The organism is Bacillus sp. COPE52 (assembly GCF_003355115.1).
In the GTDB taxonomy this organism is placed as follows: Bacteria; Bacillota; Bacilli; order Bacillales; family Bacillaceae_G; genus Bacillus_A; species Bacillus_A toyonensis.
The window spans coordinates 2,092,573-2,110,214 of the sequence record NZ_CP031292.1 but is presented as its reverse complement, the minus strand read 5'-3'; the positions used below and the strand labels follow the sequence as shown (position 1 = coordinate 2,110,214).

The window sequence follows — 17,642 nt, the reverse complement described above, 5'->3', positions numbered from 1 at the left end:
CGTTTGCTTTTACTAATAATCACGTTCAAAGCAACACTCACAGGTGTCTTTCCATCATGCGGTATCGCAATCTTCCCAGCAACCGATTGCTCTCTGTAGACCTTTGCATCATGTACTTTTCCTGATCATCACTTTTTATATTTACAGAGTATTCTATCTCTTTATTTTATAAAACGCAAGCCTTTTTATTTAAGATTCTTCATCTACCGTTATATATGCGTATTTTTCATGTTCTATTATTATTTTCCCATTTAGATTTACACTAGTCTTTTTCACGCTCTATATGCATTTCCATTTTATTACATATTTTACATGTTTCCCACGCATATTAATAGCAAAATTGTAGCGGAGGTGTACATATGAAAAAAGCAATTAGTTTCTTTCTCCTTTTGTTATGCCTAATTGTAGTAAATGAAACGTACGCATATTCACCAAAATCTTTACCAATCTCTCAACATTCTAATCAATGGCAAGTGAATATTGATGACGTGAAAAAAACGAGTAAAAAATTGTTGCAACCTAAAAAAGGTGTATTACAAACATATTATTTCTCTGTAAAAAATCTCGGAAAAAGCGAAGTGTATAACGTACAAGTTGAAGTCTTCCGCAACGAGCCAAATACAAAAACGAAATATGAACTCTTTTCCCTAAAGGAAAGTCGTTTAGCAAGCAACAAAACTGGATTTGAACATGCTAACTTACCTATTTCTACAAAAGCAGATGAGGTTGACGTGATTATTACGTGGCAAGAACACCCTTTCCGCTCGATGCGAAACGGTCAAAAAGTTGAGTCTAGAAAATTTAAAGAGCATTTTGTTTTTAAAGAATCTAAAAAGTAAATGAGGATGCGGATGTATTCACATTATCATTGATATTAATTTATTTACTAGTACCAATTCTTATGTAAATTAAAAAGTCGTGGCTTATAAACGCCACGACTTTTTATATTAATTCGTACTAATTCCTCTTGCTGCCCAAATACGATCGATATCAGCAGCATGTTGTCCGCCATATAGAAGAGCATCCGCTTGCTTAATTGCTTTTGCTCCATCACGGAATTTAGCATTTGGCGTTAATGACCAATGTGATTGTAAAATAATTTTTGTTGCTACATCACGGCCAAAAGCTTGTGCCATTTCGTATTGTCCTTGAGCCCAAATTTCCCCATCATCATGCACTTCATTCGTAATATCTTTCGGATATACTTTATTCGTATCTAATCGGCGTAAGCATGTTGGATCCGAACTAGAATAAGCTGTCGCATCCCATTCTCCAACACATGCTTTTCCGTACCCTGTAGTCGACACTGCATCTTCATAAGTAGCACCTAAGAAATCACCAAATCCTTCTCCCATTGCTCCACCTTCTGGTGAGCTACCGAATCCAGGCACTTGATTGTCTTGAATTGAATGGCCGTATTCATGCGCGATAATACCAGCATCTTCTGCATCATCAACTCCGCCAGTACCGAAAGTTAAAGCTTTCGTTGATGGAGAATAGAATGAGTTATCATCCGTTGTACCATTAACATTTACTTTAATCGAACGATTATTAATATTTTTAAAGCCTAGTCCTTGAATATAGCGCTGCAATGTATCGATATGATAATACGACATAACATCTTCAAAGCTATCATTTGCACGTGTATAGTTAAATTGTAAGTTTGTAGATTTCGTCATCGCTTTTGAAGAAATCGTTACATACTCTCCAATTAAAAATCCTGTTCCATCTAAACCTTTTAACGTAACAGTCTTCAATTGGTTCGTTAGAGCTGTTGAATCTGCATCATTATTATCTTTTAATCCTACTTTACTACCGCTAGATACGACCGGGTTAGGTAAAAATACTTTTCCTGACCCTTCAGCTTTTCGGTTTATATCAACCTTTTTAATTAACTTTCCATTTTCTGCATCAATAAATGTTTCCCATGCACCGAATGGATTATTAGAATGGACTACCACTTTATATACTGGAAGAGCGACACCTTCTTCAACAATATATCCGAATTCTTTTTCTGTAGGAGCCCATAAGTTTTGCTCACTCGCTTCTCCAACATACGCCATTGACTTTTGTATTGCATCTTTTTCACTAATTTTTGTCGTTACTTCCTTCACACCTGTAACAGGTTGATAATCAGAAACAGCAAGTACTCCTTTTCCCTCTCCGTTAAGAGTAACCGTAATTTGTTTTGAAAATACAGGCGCGCCATTTACTATTTGTTGGAACCTAACATATGAAGCTACTGATGTTTCTGTTGTAGAAATATATTGCAAGTCTGAAAGGTCGGGCTTTAATCCATACTGATTGGCATTCCCTTTTAAATATTCAACTGCTTTTTTCTGTGGTGAATAAGCTTCTACCTTTACTTGCTTCTTTTCCAATGCGGAAACTGTAGAAATCGTCCCCATTACTAATGGTACAGTCATTGCCATTGCCACCATTTTTTTGTTTAACATAAAACCACTCCCCCTAATAAATTGAAACCTTTACCCCATTCCTATAAGGCTATTACTGTCCACAAGTAACGAAATAAAGTGAATCTACGAGTAATTCTATACGAGCAATTCTATTACCTTTACATTTTGGGTAAGTGAAATTTTCTCAATATTTATGTGTAAAACGAAAACAATACTTTAGAAATATATTTCTTTATCAATTCTTTCAACCTTATACTTTTAAAATATGAAGAAAGAAATTTTCCAGTGTCCCTATCGAGTGGATTATGAGGAAATCATTCGGTTAATCTCCCTTCATACAAAAAAGGAAGTTGGAATGATTCCAACTTCCTTTTTCATTAATTAGCCTCGCTTAACTTAATTCGGAGTTTTGTCTCCCCTAAAGAAAGCTCGTCATCTTCATTCGTTAAGTGGCCAAATGTAAATTGCTTGACGAGTAAGTTTTCTTCCAATAGATGTTTATGATTCGTTAACGTTTGCTGTAGTTCTTCATCTGCATCAAGAATCACATCAACTCGTAAGTTAACTGGTAAATTCAACTGCTTACGATATTCTTGAACCGCACGAATGAATTCACGGGCCACTCCTTCTTGTAACAATTCTTCCGTTACATTCGTATCTAACATAACTGTATATTGTCCGTTAGTTGTATTAGAGAATCCTGATTTCGCGACTTTCTCTACTAATACATCTTCAACCGTTACGACTACCTCTTCTCCTGATACAGCTTCATATACCGCTTTTTCAGTTGCAACAAAGTTCTGTACTTCTTCTTGTGATAATTGTTTTAACCAGCCGTTTACTGCATTCACATTTTTACCGAACTTCGGCCCTGCTGTTTTAAAATTGAGCTTCAATTGATATGATGTATACTTCGTTTCATCCAGTTCAACATGGAATGCTTTCACATTTAGCTCATCCATTACAATATCGCGATAAGATTCCCAATCGATATCATTCTCTTTATGCTCAAGTAATACAAGCTCAGCTAACGGCTGTTTTACTTTTAAAGAATGCTGATTACGGTTACTTCTTCCAAGTTCGACAACTTGTAAAACAGCATCCATTTCCGCTTCTAATTTCGGCTGAAGTAGTGATTCATTTACAACTGGATAATCCGCTAAATGAACGCTACTTCCTTCTAAATTCAGATGAATGTCTTCCGCGACAAACGGTGTAAATGGTGCAATTAATTTACTAATTGTTACAAGCACTTCATGAAGTGTCTCATAGGCAGATGCTTTTTCAGCGTTCATACCAGATTCCCAGAAACGATTACGTGAGCGTCTTACATACCAGTTACTCACTTCATCTACAAGTGCTGCAATTTCACGAGCTGCATTCGTAAATTGATACTCATCAAGTGCTGTTCTCACTTTTTTCGTTGTACTATGCAATCTTGATAATACCCATTCGTCTAATTTCGTAAGCTTTACGTCATACGTTTCTTTCGGATTATACTCATCTAAATTTGCATATAAAACGTAGAAGCTATACACATTGACTAATGTATCTACAAATTTAGATTTCGCTTCCAGTACGGTTCTTTCAGAAAAACGCTTCGCATTCCACGGGGCACTATCAACGAGTAAAGCCCATCTTAGCGCATCTGCACCAAACTTCTCTACTAAATCAACTGGATCTAGTGCATTGCCTTTACTTTTAGACATTTTTTGTCCTTCTTCATCTAAAACATGCCCTAGTGATAAAACTCGTTTATACGGCACTTTGCCTGTATATAGTGCTGATACTGCTAATAAACTATAAAACCAGCCGCGTGTTTGATCAATTCCTTCTGCAATAACATCCGCTGGAAACTGCTCTTCAAATAAATCTTTATTTTCAAATGGGTAATGATATTGTGCAAATGGCATAGAACCACTATCAAACCAAACATCGATTACTTCTGGTGTGCGATTCATTGTGCCTCCGCATTTCCCGCAGCACACTTGCACTTCATCTACATACGGCTTATGCAATTCTAAATCTTCAGGTGTTTCTTTCTTACTATGCTTTCTTAATTCAGCAATGCTTTTCGGTGCGAACTGATGATCGCAACTTTCGCATTCCCATACGTTTAATGGTGTTCCCCAATATCTATTTCGGCTAATATTCCAGTCAACCATATTTTCTAAAAACTTACCAAAACGTCCATGTTTCATATGATCCGGATACCAAGTAACAGAATCATTATTTTTTAAAAATGTATCTTTAATTGCAGTTGTTCGGATTAACCAACTTTCTCCTGCATAATAAAGAAGTGGTGAATCACAACGCCAGCAATGCGGGTAACTATGTTCATATTTTTCTTTATGATATAGCAAACCTTCCTTCGCCAAATAACGAACGATATCAACGTCACAATCTTTTACAAATTTACCTTTCAAAAATGGTACTGCATCTGTATACTCACCTTTTCCATCTACAACATGTAGGAACGACAATCCTTCACTTTGAACAACTCTATAATCATCTTCCCCATATGCTGGAGCAATATGAACGAGTCCAGTACCACTATCTGCCGTTACAAAATCCGCTGCAATAACACGGTAACCATTTGTCACTTCTTTCATTGGAAATGGTGCTGTGTAAAATGTATTTACTAATTCTTCACCTTTATGAACAGATAATACTTCATAGTTTTCTTTTAATACTTCTTGTACACGTTCTTTCGCAACAATGTATACATGACCTTCTTGTTTCGCTTTAACGTATTCCATATTTGAATGTACAGCAAGTGCAACATTTGCTGGAAGTGTCCATGGTGTTGTCGTCCAAGCTAAGAAATACTCATTTTCACTATTTTCCACTTTAAACTTGACTGTTGCACTTAAATCTTTTACTGTTTTATACCCTTGTGCAACTTCATGTGAACTGAGAGAGGTTTGACAGCTTGGGCAGTACGGTGAAACTCTATGACCTTTATATAACAAGCCTTTTTCATGAATCGTCCCTAAAATATGCCATACACTTTCGATATATGGATTTTCTAAAGTAACGTATGGATCATCCATATCTACCCAATAACCGATACTTTCAGTGAACTCACGCCACTGCTTTTCATATGTGAATACACTCTCTTTACACTTCTTAATAAATGGCTCAATTCCGTACTCTTCGATTTCATGTTTACCAGAAATACCAAGTTGCTTCTCAACACCTAATTCTACAGGTAAACCGTGTGTATCCCATCCTGCTTTTCTTACTACTTTATAACCGGCCATCGTTTTATATCTTGCTACTAAATCTTTAATTGCCCGACCAAGTGCATGGCCGACGTGTGGTAAACCGTTCGCCGTTGGTGGTCCTTCATAAAACACAAACGATTGCGCGCCTTCTCGATTCTGAATTGATTGTTCAAAAATGCTCTGTTCGTTCCACTGCTTACGAATACGTGTTTCTCTCCCTACAGCTGACTCTTTTACATCTACTTTCTTCATCTACAATCACTCCTTTGAATGTTTTAAAAGCACACAAAAAACCCGCCCCTATGAAGTAGGGACGGGTTTACCCGCGTTACCACCCTAATTCTATTAGCTTTTCACTAATAGCGCTTAGCAACGTACTAACATACGCGTTCTTTGTAACGGTAGACATCCGTCCGGGCCTACTTACTTTCAGCCTCGGCTCCTCGGAGATGATTTTCAAATAACGTCTGAACACCGGCTTTCAGCACTTTACCGGCTCTCTGGGGAACAGTTCATTATTTTACTCTTTCTCGTCTTCAGATTTGTATACTTTGTTAAAAGCTATTTTATGCCATTTAACAATAAATTGTCAACTAATTCAAAATATATTTTTATTTATATCCTTTTTTCACTACTTATATACATATACAATTACTTTTCAAACTCTCTCAATCTTGCTAAATCTTCATCTTCTTCGATAAGTTCAGCAAAAAATCCAGATTCATCCTCACGAAGTACATGTTCAAGCTCTTCTTTCGCCTCTGCATTTCTATTTAATAACGCTAAATAACAAGCATGATCATATCTTGCTAACAGATCACTCGTATCCATTGTTACTACTTCACTTGTTATTTTTTCTGCCTTTATCGTTTGTCCGGCACTATGATATGAAGATGCTAATGAAAGAAGAATTGCCGTATCATTTGGATGATGTATAGAAGCATCTTCTAATAACTGAATTGCCTCTTCATATCTCTCTTGACTTTGGTACATTTCTCCTAAAGCAAGAAACCCTCTACTTACAAACGGTGTTTTCTCCGTTAATTGTAAGCATATTTTTTCTGCTTTTCCTTCTTCCCCAACTTTCAAGAATACTTGCGCTTGTATAAGAAGCGTATCATAATCATCCGGTAGCTCTCGAACTAATTGCTTCATTAACTCTAGAGCATCTTGTAACAAATCCTCGTCCTCACACTCAATGAATAGATTTACAAGTTGCTTCGCTACCTCATAATCCCATTTATTTTCTAACGATGTTTGCAGAACATCTATCGCTTCTTTATTCATCGATACATTTTCGTAAAATGATCCAAACCGTTGCGCTGCCATACTATTTTTTGGATTTAACTTTAATGAGATTTCATATAAATCAATGATTGTTGTAACCATTGAAATTTCTTTTGCCCGGTTTTTCATACGATAAAAAGCTCTCGTAAATATAGATTTTTTCGGTTGTTCATTTTGTTGACGTTCAATCCATCTTTCCGTAATCGCAGCTGCTGCATACATGAATGCTGTACTTCTTTCTGCTTTTTTCACTTTTAATGTATGAAGAAAATCTCGGATGTTAGACAATTTCTTATGTTGTTCTACCGCTTTTACATAAACATCAAATATACGTTCATTATTTACATCTTTTTGTATTACTTTCATTGCAACTTCAATCGCTTTTGCATCTCTTTTTTTCACTAATACTTTTGCATAATGATATAGAACTTCTATATGTCCCTCATCTACTTGTAGTGCTTCTTCAATTCGTATCTTTTCTGTATCTATTTCATTCATCGCTCCATACACATACGCAATCGCATCTAAGCGCCATATTTCGGGTACTTCGCCTGCTAGATGTTCTAATTCCTTTAGCAACTCTTCTTGAAGATTTATTTCTACTGAAAGCTGTGCCAAATATTCCATATTTATATGCAAAGGCTCTTCTTTCATCGCCTGAACCATATGACTTTGTTCTTTGAAACGGTCTTCTTCTTTTTCGTATATTTCTGCTAGTTGTAAATGTACACCTAAGAAGTTTTCATCTAGCTCTAAACATGTTTCATACGCTTGTTTTGCTTCTGTCAATTGTCCTAATGCCATAAGTGTTTCACCAATTCGGTAATATGGCAATGCCGTTTTCTTTTGTTCTATTGCTTTATTATATCTTTTCATCGCTTGTCCATACTGTCCAATAGATTCATGTAAAATACCTGCATAACAACTGTATTCACTTACTTCATTTCTTTCTTTTTGTAACGTTCTTAAGAATGCTATACCTCGTTGTACAAATACAGTTCCTTTAATTCGATTCACATATTCATCTAACGCACTTGCTACATTATATTCACTCTGCTTTATACCACTCTCTAACTTAGACAATGCTACTTTAAACCCATCTTCATTTCCACCAAGTTCAACCTCTGCATCCCATAAAACCATTCCTGCATTCATAAGGAAATCTTGGCTCTTTTCAATTTGTGTTTCGAGACCAAGAATATATTCTTTCGCTTCATCATATCGCTCTTTTGCCATATAAACTTGCGTAAGTCCGAAATGAGAATAAACATCTTCATTATCTTCTTCTAAAGCACGCTTATATAATGTTTCTGCTTCTTCCAGACTATCATTTTGAAAATGATAATCACCTAATCTTACATATAGAGACGCCTTATCATCACAATTCTCAATACCTTTTAATAAAATTTCTTTTGTGCTTTTCTCATCCTTCAAATCAGATTCATAGATCTCTGAAAGTTTCGTATAAATGTAAGGCGCATTACTATCTAACTGAATCGCCACTTTAAGTCCTTTTATCGCTAAATGTAATTTCCCTAATTGATGCGCACATCTCGCTCGTTCATACCATACATGCGCCTCATTTTTATATTCTTTTAACAAATTATTAAAGATTTCATATGCTTCTTCATATCTTTCTAAATCTATTAATATTAAACCGTGATTCGTTAAAGTGAACCTTTCTGGACTACGTTCTACAGCTACTTGAGAAAACTGCAACGCATTTTCAGATTGATCGATATACATATAAGATAACGCAAGGAAACTCCAGGCGATCGGCTGATCTGCGTCCAATTGTAATGAGGAACGAAAACTTGAAATCGCTTCTATATAACTTTCCTGTTCAAATGCATATCTTCCATTTATCAAATGATATAAAGCACGATTATTTTTCTTCTCAACACTTGCCAGCATTTGCTCAGCTTTCTCCATTTCTTGAAGACGAATAAAGCACTGTGCACCATGCAATTTAACAAAATCCGAGTTCGGAAACTTTTCCATTAACTTTTCTATACAATATAAAATAAATTCTTTATCTACTTCAACATCTAAATGTTTCATCGTATATAACCACGTATTCGGATTATCACTCGTCTCTTTTAAAAATTGTACTAAGTTATTAATTCCCTCTTTATCTTGTTCATCTAAATGATCTGTAAGAGAGAAAATGGATTTAAAATAATGATTCTCTTCTTCACTTAAAAATGCTAGTTGTTTCTTCTTTTTTTTCGGAACAAACGTGATCGCCAAACAACCTGTATAACGATATTTCTCTTGCAATTTACTATATTCCACAAGAACTGGTTCTATAAAGTTTGGATCTTGAACATAAAAAGCTTGTAACGTATCATCATATCCTGATAGCACTTGCACATGTGAAGCATGTTCGATGTCTATACTTAATAAAACGGGGATCTTTCGGTCGAGTAATATCTTATAAATTTCCTCATTCCCTTTAAAATAACGATATTCATAGCCTAATTCTTCAATATAAGAGACCGTATCGGAAAACTTTGAGCCTGTCATATCAAAAATAAACTCTGCTATTTCATCTTGTGTACGTTTTTCTCCCCATAGCTGCAACATCATTTCTAAACTTGTCGGAACACAATAATTATCCTTTTGTACAATTGGAACTATCGGCAGGTGAACCTTTTTTCCATCTGGATTTTTTTCTAAATTATGATATAAAAAGCCTTTTAAACTTTTTTCTTCTTTTAATAACTGTTGTAAATCTACAAGTTTATTCATTTTGTACAACGCTTCTGCACGTAAATGTACAAAGTAAGTTTCATAAGCATGATAAGGAAGCGTACTATTAATATTATCTATTACCTCTATCATCTCTTCATATTTCGCTAAATCTAATAAATACTTTACCTTTTCAAAATGAAAATATGGTACTTGTGGAAACTTTACAATCGCATCATCGATTAACTGTAATGCACGTTTTTGTTCCCCTTTATTCGCATATAACTGTGATAATAAGTAGGTAGATAGTTCTTCACAATCTTTATGCTGCTTTCCAGCTAAAAATTGTTCTTCTGCTTTCTCCCATTCACCTGTATGCATATAGACGTAGCCCCATTTATCAAAGACCGCACGTGTACTGTACTCCTCTGCTTTTTGCATATAAATGAGCGCTTCTTCATTTCGTTTCATTTCTAATAAACATCGTACTAAAGTAAAATATGTTTTCGCTAAAAAATCGTCATCTATTTCTTCTTTATCTGCCTCTTCTAAAGAGTCTTTTAACAACTGTTCTGCTTCAAGGATTTTTCGCTCATCAATTAACTCATCACAATATAAAGAGAGCGTTCTCATATTTGGGAATTTTTTATAAGCGTAGCGAATGAGGAATGAACTGTATTGGTGCATAAGCCCTTCATCAGTAAGGCGAATTAATATATCAAACTCCTTATGTGAAGGAATATTAGCAAGCCAAGTCTTCACATAGGATAAAGTATTCGTTTCTTTTATATATGAAATTTCATTATTTATTTCCTGTAATCCATCTACAAATCTCTTGTCTTTCAAACAAGCTTCTAACTGCTTAAAATCTAGCATGCATTCACCTCGAATATTTATTTAAACTGCTACTTGCTTAGATTTTACACATCATATTGTAGGTATTCAACTAAAATCTCCTATAATGGATAGTATTATTTAATATTATTCGAATTTATAACAAAATATAGTAAAAATGATTGTTTTTCTTCGTATTTTGTTTAATTATATGGAATAACGTGAATTGAGGATCTTATCTTTTCAAGGCCAAAATCAGTACATGAAATTATATCGGCGATAATTCAAATATATCAGCGCTTCTTTCGTTTTATCGGTGATTTTCAAAATATATCGACCGATTCTTAAAATATATCAACGATTATACGGTGAATATCGACTTATCGATAAAAAATGTCAATCCTCAATAAATCGCTACCTTTTAACATTCTATGTCACCAAATGTAATTTTCATATTCGGAGCATATACTAAAGATGAATGTATATGGAGCGCTTTAAAAAATCGTAGTTCTGCTTCATATTGAGCTAATGCTTCATCATATGTTAATCCTCTTATCATTAAACGTTCTATAAATTGCTGTTTATCACCCGGGTTGTCCGCAATCCCCTCTTCTCTTAATGAATGATACAAACTGTGTTTATCATTGTGATGCATACTAGAGTCTAAAAAGTTCACTTTATCGCTCACTCTACACTCAATATTTTTCACACCTAATTTACTTAAATACATCGGTATTTTCATGCCAATATTTCCATCTTTACCGTTTCTCTGCGCGTCTTTTTCAAATAACTTCTGCAAAGCACCTAGTTTAATAATTTCCGATTGATTCTCTCCATCTAAGACATATGAAGACATATTTGAAATCCAATGTGGTTCAAAACAGATTATTTTACCACCTTTTTTAATTGCATGTATCATTTTTTCTAACATCATTTTTGGAGTATTCATATGTAATAAGAAAGCATGACAGATTGCTATATCGTATTTATCGTTCAGTTCAATTTCTGTAGCATCTCCTTCAAGAAATTCTGAATCATACGGAAGTAAACGAAACAACTCTCTCGCTTCAGCTAATAATGTTTCTCCACTATCAATACCGGTATACTTTGATCTTTTTGGAAGTAATGGCATTAATATTAGGCCTAAATAACCATATCCACAACCGTAATCAACGATATGTACAGGCTTAGTAATCTTCCAAACTGTATTTACTAAAAAGCTTACATAATCGTCGTTGTAATATAAATCTCTCGTGTTTTTTAAATATGTTAGTTTATTGTTCCAATCATACGTTTCCAACATCTAACGCCTCCTTTTATATACAAAACTAAAGTTCTCTATATAATAGCCGTATTCCTACACTTTTCTTAAAATTTCAAAGCAAAAAAGCTAGTGTATTTTTAATAATACACTAGCTTTTTATTTGGAAGAAAAATTTAACAAGTACAATCACAATCAAAACAATCCGTACAGTCTAAATCGTCACAATCTGCTTTTCTCTTTCTTTTGTTTCTTTTAAGATAATAATACAGTAGCCCAAACAATAGTATACAAATAACAAAAGCTATTATTGCTTCTGTATACTTATTTTGAGTCATAAAACCAATTCCACTTCCGCCTGAAATAAAAATTAGAATTAAGTAAATCCAGAACATCTATGTAAATACCTCCATTACTATATATCTTAAGATAATATCCATATAACACTAGATGAAATGAATAATCCCATACCATTACCGCTTAATACACCAGTAGTTATTCTTAGCAAATTTGAGCTACTTCTCCATTTCCACTTTTGGGTGAACCCATCGATAAGTAACGGAATTTGAGCGAAAAATGATAGTATGATTGCCAAAAGAAATGAAGGTGTCATATAAAAATAAATTGGAAACATTAAAATACCAATAAGCACACCTGTACAACGCGCACATAAAGGTATGTACTTTTGTAGTTTAAAAAAACTCCTATCTAATCTTCTATGACAAGGGATTTGTAAAATAAAAGTTCGAATCAATATGAATCACCCTCTCTAAAAAGATTTTAATTGATTTTGCAAAAAAATTATATATCCAATAAAAAACAAACCAGGTTTATACTAGACCCAGTTTGTCAGTTTACTACTATGTTACATCTCCTCAGGTGCCTCCACCCCAAGTAAACGTAATCCTTCTTTTAATACAACCGTCACAGCATAAACCAATGCGAGTCTGCTGTCTTTCTCTTCGCTCTCTTCTAATATACGCACATTTCCATAATATTTATTAAAAGATTGCGCTACATCTAATACATATTTCGAAATAATCGATGGCTCATTTTTATTGAAAGCTGCTTCAATTACTTGTGCGAATTTATTAAGTAATTTTACGACACTCCAGCTATGATCATCTTTTAAAGCAAACGTACATGTTTCAAATTCTACACTTTCTTTTCTTAAAATAGAGCAAGCACGCGCATGTGTGTACTGTACATATGGTCCTGTTTCTCCTTCGAATTTCAGCATATTTTCTAATGAGAATTCGATATTATGCATACGCTCATTTTTCAAATCGTGGAAGATGACTGCTCCTACACCGACTTGCTTTGCTACTTCTTCTTTCTGTTTTAAGTTTGGGTTTTTCTCTTCAATATTTTGTTTTGCAAGGTCTATTGCTTCCTCAAGTACTTCTTCAAGTAAAATAACTATTCCTTTACGTGTCGACATTTTCTTACCATCTTTTAAAATGAATCCAAACGGTACATGTTCCATGCCGTCAACCCAATTGTAGCCAAGCTTTTTTAATACAGTGAAAAATTGATTGAAGTGTAAACTTTGTTCCGGGCCAACTACATATAGGGCTTTATCAAATGCATATGTGTTTTGACGATATAACGCTGCCGTTAAGTCACGTGTTGCGTAGATCGTCGCACCATCGGATTTTCTAATTAAGCAAGGCGGCATTCCCTCTTCTTCTAAATTAACGACTAATGCGCCTTCTGACTCTTCAAGCAAATCATGCTCCTCTAAAATTCCAATGAAATCTTCCATTAAGTTATTATAAAAAGCTTCTCCTTGAAAATTAGTAAATTCTACACCGAGAAGTTCATAAATTCGAGAAAATTCTTTTAAGGATTCGTGACGGAACCAATTCCAAAGCTCAACAGCTTCTTCATCACCTTCTTCTAATTTCTTAAACCAAGCACGCCCTTCTTCTTCTAGTTCTTCGTCGTCTTTTACCTCTTCATGGAATTGAACGTATAACTTAAATAATTCACGGATTGGATCCTCTTTAACTACTGCTTCATTTCCCCATTTTTTATAAGCAGTAATTAACTTTCCAAACTGTGTTCCCCAATCCCCAATATAATTAATTCCTACAACTTCATAGCCACATTTTTCAGCGATATGTTTCAGTGAATTTCCAATCATTGTAGAACGTAAATGCCCCATCGAAAAAGGTTTTGCAATATTTGGAGATGAGTAATCAATAACTACTGTTTTTTCACATCCAAAGTAGTTTTGACCGTATTCTTCTTTCTTAGCTAAAATCGTTTTTAATACAGCATCACTTACAGTTTCACGATTAAAAAATACATTTACATAAGGACCAACAGCCTCTACTTTCGTAAAGAACGGATCATTTACTTTCTCCGCAATTTCCTTTGCGATAATAGCTGGTGATTTTTTATATTGCTTCGCTAGTGAAAAACATGGGAACGCTGCATCTCCGAATTCATCTTGTTTCGGTGTTTCGATTAAATCTAAAATTTGATTTTGCGTTAATTCATTTACAAAAATATTTGATAAACTTTTCGCAAACTGTGTTTTATATTCCATACTACAACCTCCTTATTTTTTTAAACACAAAAAACTCGTCTCTATATAAGAGACGAGTTTTAACCCGTGGTACCACCCTTGTTGTTCATTACGAACCACTTTCCCGTTTATAACGAGGACAGGGGACCTCGGCTTACTCTACTATTCGTTCAAGAAGCGTCTCCGAAGTGCGCTTCATCTTTTTCTTCCGCACTAGGCTCACACCATCCCTAGCTCGCTTTCCTTCTGAAAAAGACTACTCTCTTCATCACAGACAGTATATTTAATTAATTATTGCTTATTATACATCTTTTCAAACAATTAGCAAGGGTCAATTACGCCAAAATGAAACTTTGCACTTTTTCTTTTGTATACGTGAAAATTGTGTTTTTCAAATCTAGTACTACGGAAATGGTCTTTCAGAACGACACGCTTTCTCGCCACACGCTTCGCTTCCGCAATTGTTTCATCAGTAATATCATGATACAAAGCGAAGTGTTTTAATCCTTTAATTCCATCTGATTCTATGACAGTTTCTTCAAACATCGGATCAAGGTAAACAACGTCATAACTATTATCCTCACATTGCGTTAAAAAAGCGAAATGCTCTGTCTGCTTTACATGGATTCTTTGCATTGCCTTATCGATTTCAGCAACTGATGAAGACCATGTTTGCAAACCTTTTTCCATTATGTAAGCCATATATTCGTTACCTTCAAGTCCTGTTACCTTTCCACTTTCACCAACAATATAGCTAGCTACAATACTATCTGATGCCATGCCGAGCGTACAATCTAGCACTGTCATCCCTCTCTCTAATTGGGCAGCTTGTACAAACGGATCGTGTTCTCCGCGCATTAACCTTTTCACACGAAACATTGCTGAGTTTGGATGAAAGAAAAACGACTCTTCCGTACCTTCAGGGTAAATAGCTAATCGGTTCTTCCCTACGACAAGCACATCTTGTTCATATTTCTCATGCAGTTTGTGCACAGGTATATCATTACGTATAACGAAAGAACTATTTAATTCTGTCGCTACTTTTTTTGCATAAGATGTCATTTCTTTATTTGTTCGTCCTGCTGTTGTTACTATCATTATTTCACCTCTATATAAAGAAAAGAGGGAGATTTACTCTCCCCCTTCTTTAGCAATTCTTTTCGAAAGCTTGTTCTAAGTTCGTAATAATTTCGTCCATAGTTGCACCTTCAATTTCATGACGGTGAATGAAGTGAACAACTTCTTTTCCTTTTAATAATGCCATAGATGGTGAAGATGGAGGGATTTCTCCGAAGTATTCACGCATTTTTGCAGTAGCATCTTTATCTTGACCTGCAAATACAGTTACAAGATGGTCAGGTTGTTTTTCAGCACGAACAACTGCTTGGCCTGCTGATGGACGCGCTAAACCAGCTGCACAACCACAAACTGAGTTTACAACTACTAAAGTTGTACCTGATGCATTCTCCATAAATTCTGTAACAGATTCTTCTGTAGTTAATTCTTCAAATCCAGAACGCACTAATTCTTGACGCATTGGAATTACCATTTGGCGCATGTATTCTTCATAAGCATTTGACATCTTGTATCTCTCCTTCAACTTTCATTCCAAATTCATCATATCACGCTCTATCAATAGGTGCAAAAGAAAGATAGTGACGTTTTCATTTTTTTGAAGGGATTTCACAAACCCCACCGCGGCAATGTCCGACTGGGACTAGTTTTCTATTGTTAGCGATATAATCATATACTTTGCTTCCAAACCCAAGTACGATAGATAATTTTATAAAAGGCACTGCAAACCAATAAGATGGAACGGCCTTCGCTAATACGTTTATGCTATGAATTCCGTCATACCATTTATTATTTTTAAAAATATACATCCTTTGCTCCATCTTACTTTGTAGTTCTTGAGAAAGATCATACTTCTTAACTACATCATCATCTCGAAATGAAACAAATGTCATTTTACCCTTTTTATCTAATTTCTTCGTACGCTCTGCCACTGCAGTACACATCGGACACCAACTATCATAGAAAACAATCATATATTATTCCCCTTTACGAGATTCCGTCATTTGTTTCCATACAGAACCTTTCGCTTCTTCGCCGCCTTCAATACGCTCTAATGCAAGACGAGCTTGCATCGCTACTTCAAACTCTGGATCATCTTGCGCTGCTTTTAATGCCGGAATCGCACTTTCATCTCCAAGTTCAAATAAGAACATAGCTGCACGCCAGCGTACTAATTTACTTGGGTCTTTCAGCGATTTAATCATAACGAACATCGCTGCTGGGTCACCTACGTCTGATAAGCAATCCCCTGCAGTACGACGAACACTTACTGAACGATCTAATAACGCTTTATATAATAACGGTAATACTTCATCACCTTTTACCATACCTAAATAAGCTGTTGCTATGCGGCGGATAGATACTTTTTCATCGTCTAACGCCATTTTCAACACTAGAATATCCTCTTCAGTAGGATCCATTTGCTCTAAAGCTGCAAAACGGTTTTTCCAGTCAGAATCTTTCATCATCTCTTCTGTTACTTTATATGGCTCACGCTTTTGAATCGTTACTTCAACTGCCCCAGCCTGATCTAATAATTCTTTAACTGTTTCATTTACACGTTCTTCTGAATAAGCAGCAACAATTTCTTCTACTACTTCTTTCCCAATTTCTTCAAAATTACCGTAACGTGTACTTTGCTCTACCCATTTACGCTCTTTCACAACGTTAGGTGCAGACATTTGCACTTTCATGATTGATTCTTTAAAACGATCAGGTAAACCAACACGCTCTTCCGTCGTTCCATCTGTTAGCTTTACTTGCATCGGAATAGTAAAGAACATTTGAATAAACACTTTCACTTCTCCAAAGTGAGAAAGTTGCTGTTCTTCGCTTTCTTCTACTACTTCTTCACCGAAAACGGCACGAACTTGTTGTAATAAAACTTTCCAATCATACTTCGCATTACGCTCGACTGCTAAAAAGTCTGCTACATGATACACACCTTTAATGCCTTCAATTTTCAAAATTTCTTGCACTTGTACTGGTGCTTGTTCTTTATTTTCATTTGTATAATTATTACGCGCTCCTGATGGTAATACTTCATTCAAAATAACTTTCATTGTATTTGGACTTGGCGTCGGTTCAATTGCTTTAATCTTCACGTAAAAAACTCTCCTTTATTGCGTGTTCTTAGCTGTATTGTAACATGTTATCACTCTATACTCCTACTCGGATGCTTTATTTTACTACTTTCTTCCTGCTACCATACTATTTCATCCTTTTTTACATTTCAAATTAGGAACGAAATTTGAAAACCATTCGCTTCCGATAAGTTTTATTGTAAGGAGGAAATTTGTTTTCTTTGCCCTACATAA

The 17,642-nt window shown here is 35.1% G+C and carries 12 protein-coding genes and 3 other annotated features (1 of these 15 running past the window's edge); of the genes, 1 reads left to right on the top strand and 11 read right to left on the bottom strand.

Annotated elements, in window-relative coordinates:
* Positions 1 to 138, bottom strand: a binding site (T-box leader); it reaches 75 nt to the left of the window's first position.
* Positions 139 to 359: 221 nt separating this feature from the next.
* The gene (locus DPQ31_RS10630) at positions 360 to 839 is read left to right on the top strand and encodes a hypothetical protein (protein ID WP_000709314.1); all 480 of its coding nucleotides are present in this window, start codon (positions 360 to 362) and stop codon (positions 837 to 839) included.
* A 108-nt stretch (positions 840 to 947) separates the two neighbouring features.
* On the opposite strand, the gene DPQ31_RS10625 is transcribed toward DPQ31_RS10630, so the two are convergent.
* The 11 genes from DPQ31_RS10625 to DPQ31_RS10575 form a co-directional block, all read right to left on the bottom strand.
* Complete coding sequence (locus DPQ31_RS10625) at positions 948 to 2,456, bottom strand: M36 family metallopeptidase (protein WP_000932727.1); 1,509 nt, start codon at positions 2,454 to 2,456, stop codon at positions 948 to 950.
* 338 nt (positions 2,457 to 2,794) lie between these two features.
* Entirely contained in the window at positions 2,795 to 5,896 is a 3,102-nt protein-coding gene (gene ileS, locus DPQ31_RS10620; RefSeq protein ID WP_199633798.1) for an isoleucine--tRNA ligase, read from the bottom strand.
* Positions 5,897 to 5,950: 54 nt separating this feature from the next.
* Positions 5,951 to 6,190: a binding site (T-box leader), on the bottom strand.
* Between the two features lie 105 nt (positions 6,191 to 6,295).
* Entirely contained in the window at positions 6,296 to 10,498 is a 4,203-nt protein-coding gene (locus tag DPQ31_RS10615; RefSeq protein ID WP_208731872.1) for a bacteriocin-processing peptidase family protein, read from the bottom strand.
* Positions 10,499 to 10,877: 379 nt separating this feature from the next.
* Positions 10,878 to 11,759, bottom strand: coding sequence for a class I SAM-dependent methyltransferase (locus DPQ31_RS10610; protein WP_097956828.1), 882 nt, complete (start codon positions 11,757 to 11,759; stop codon positions 10,878 to 10,880).
* Positions 11,760 to 11,893: 134 nt separating this feature from the next.
* Positions 11,894 to 12,112 carry a hypothetical protein gene (locus DPQ31_RS10605; RefSeq protein WP_000498604.1) on the bottom strand — a complete coding sequence of 73 codons (219 nt, stop codon included), beginning with the start codon at positions 12,110 to 12,112 and terminating at the stop codon, positions 11,894 to 11,896.
* A gap of 29 nt (positions 12,113 to 12,141) precedes the next feature.
* On the bottom strand, positions 12,142 to 12,471 hold the full coding sequence (locus DPQ31_RS10600; protein WP_097956830.1) for a DUF2085 domain-containing protein: 330 nt from the start codon (positions 12,469 to 12,471) through the stop codon (positions 12,142 to 12,144).
* Between the two features lie 111 nt (positions 12,472 to 12,582).
* Entirely contained in the window at positions 12,583 to 14,271 is a 1,689-nt protein-coding gene (gene argS, locus DPQ31_RS10595) for an arginine--tRNA ligase (protein ID WP_208731871.1), read from the bottom strand.
* Positions 14,272 to 14,316: 45 nt separating this feature from the next.
* Positions 14,317 to 14,531, bottom strand: a binding site (T-box leader).
* Positions 14,532 to 14,571: 40 nt separating this feature from the next.
* Positions 14,572 to 15,348: a class I SAM-dependent methyltransferase gene (locus DPQ31_RS10590; protein ID WP_208731870.1), complete on the bottom strand. Its 777-nt coding sequence runs from the start codon at positions 15,346 to 15,348 to the stop codon at positions 14,572 to 14,574.
* 49 nt (positions 15,349 to 15,397) lie between these two features.
* A complete protein-coding gene (locus DPQ31_RS10585; RefSeq protein WP_000063715.1) occupies positions 15,398 to 15,832 on the bottom strand; it encodes a BrxA/BrxB family bacilliredoxin in 435 nt (144 codons plus the stop codon).
* 82 nt (positions 15,833 to 15,914) lie between these two features.
* The gene (locus DPQ31_RS10580; protein WP_000634894.1) at positions 15,915 to 16,298 is read right to left on the bottom strand and encodes a thiol-disulfide oxidoreductase DCC family protein; all 384 of its coding nucleotides are present in this window, start codon (positions 16,296 to 16,298) and stop codon (positions 15,915 to 15,917) included.
* A 3-nt stretch (positions 16,299 to 16,301) separates the two neighbouring features.
* Positions 16,302 to 17,429: a conserved virulence factor C family protein gene (locus tag DPQ31_RS10575; RefSeq protein ID WP_000692595.1), complete on the bottom strand. Its 1,128-nt coding sequence runs from the start codon at positions 17,427 to 17,429 to the stop codon at positions 16,302 to 16,304.
* Between the last annotated feature and the right edge of the window lie 213 nt (positions 17,430 to 17,642).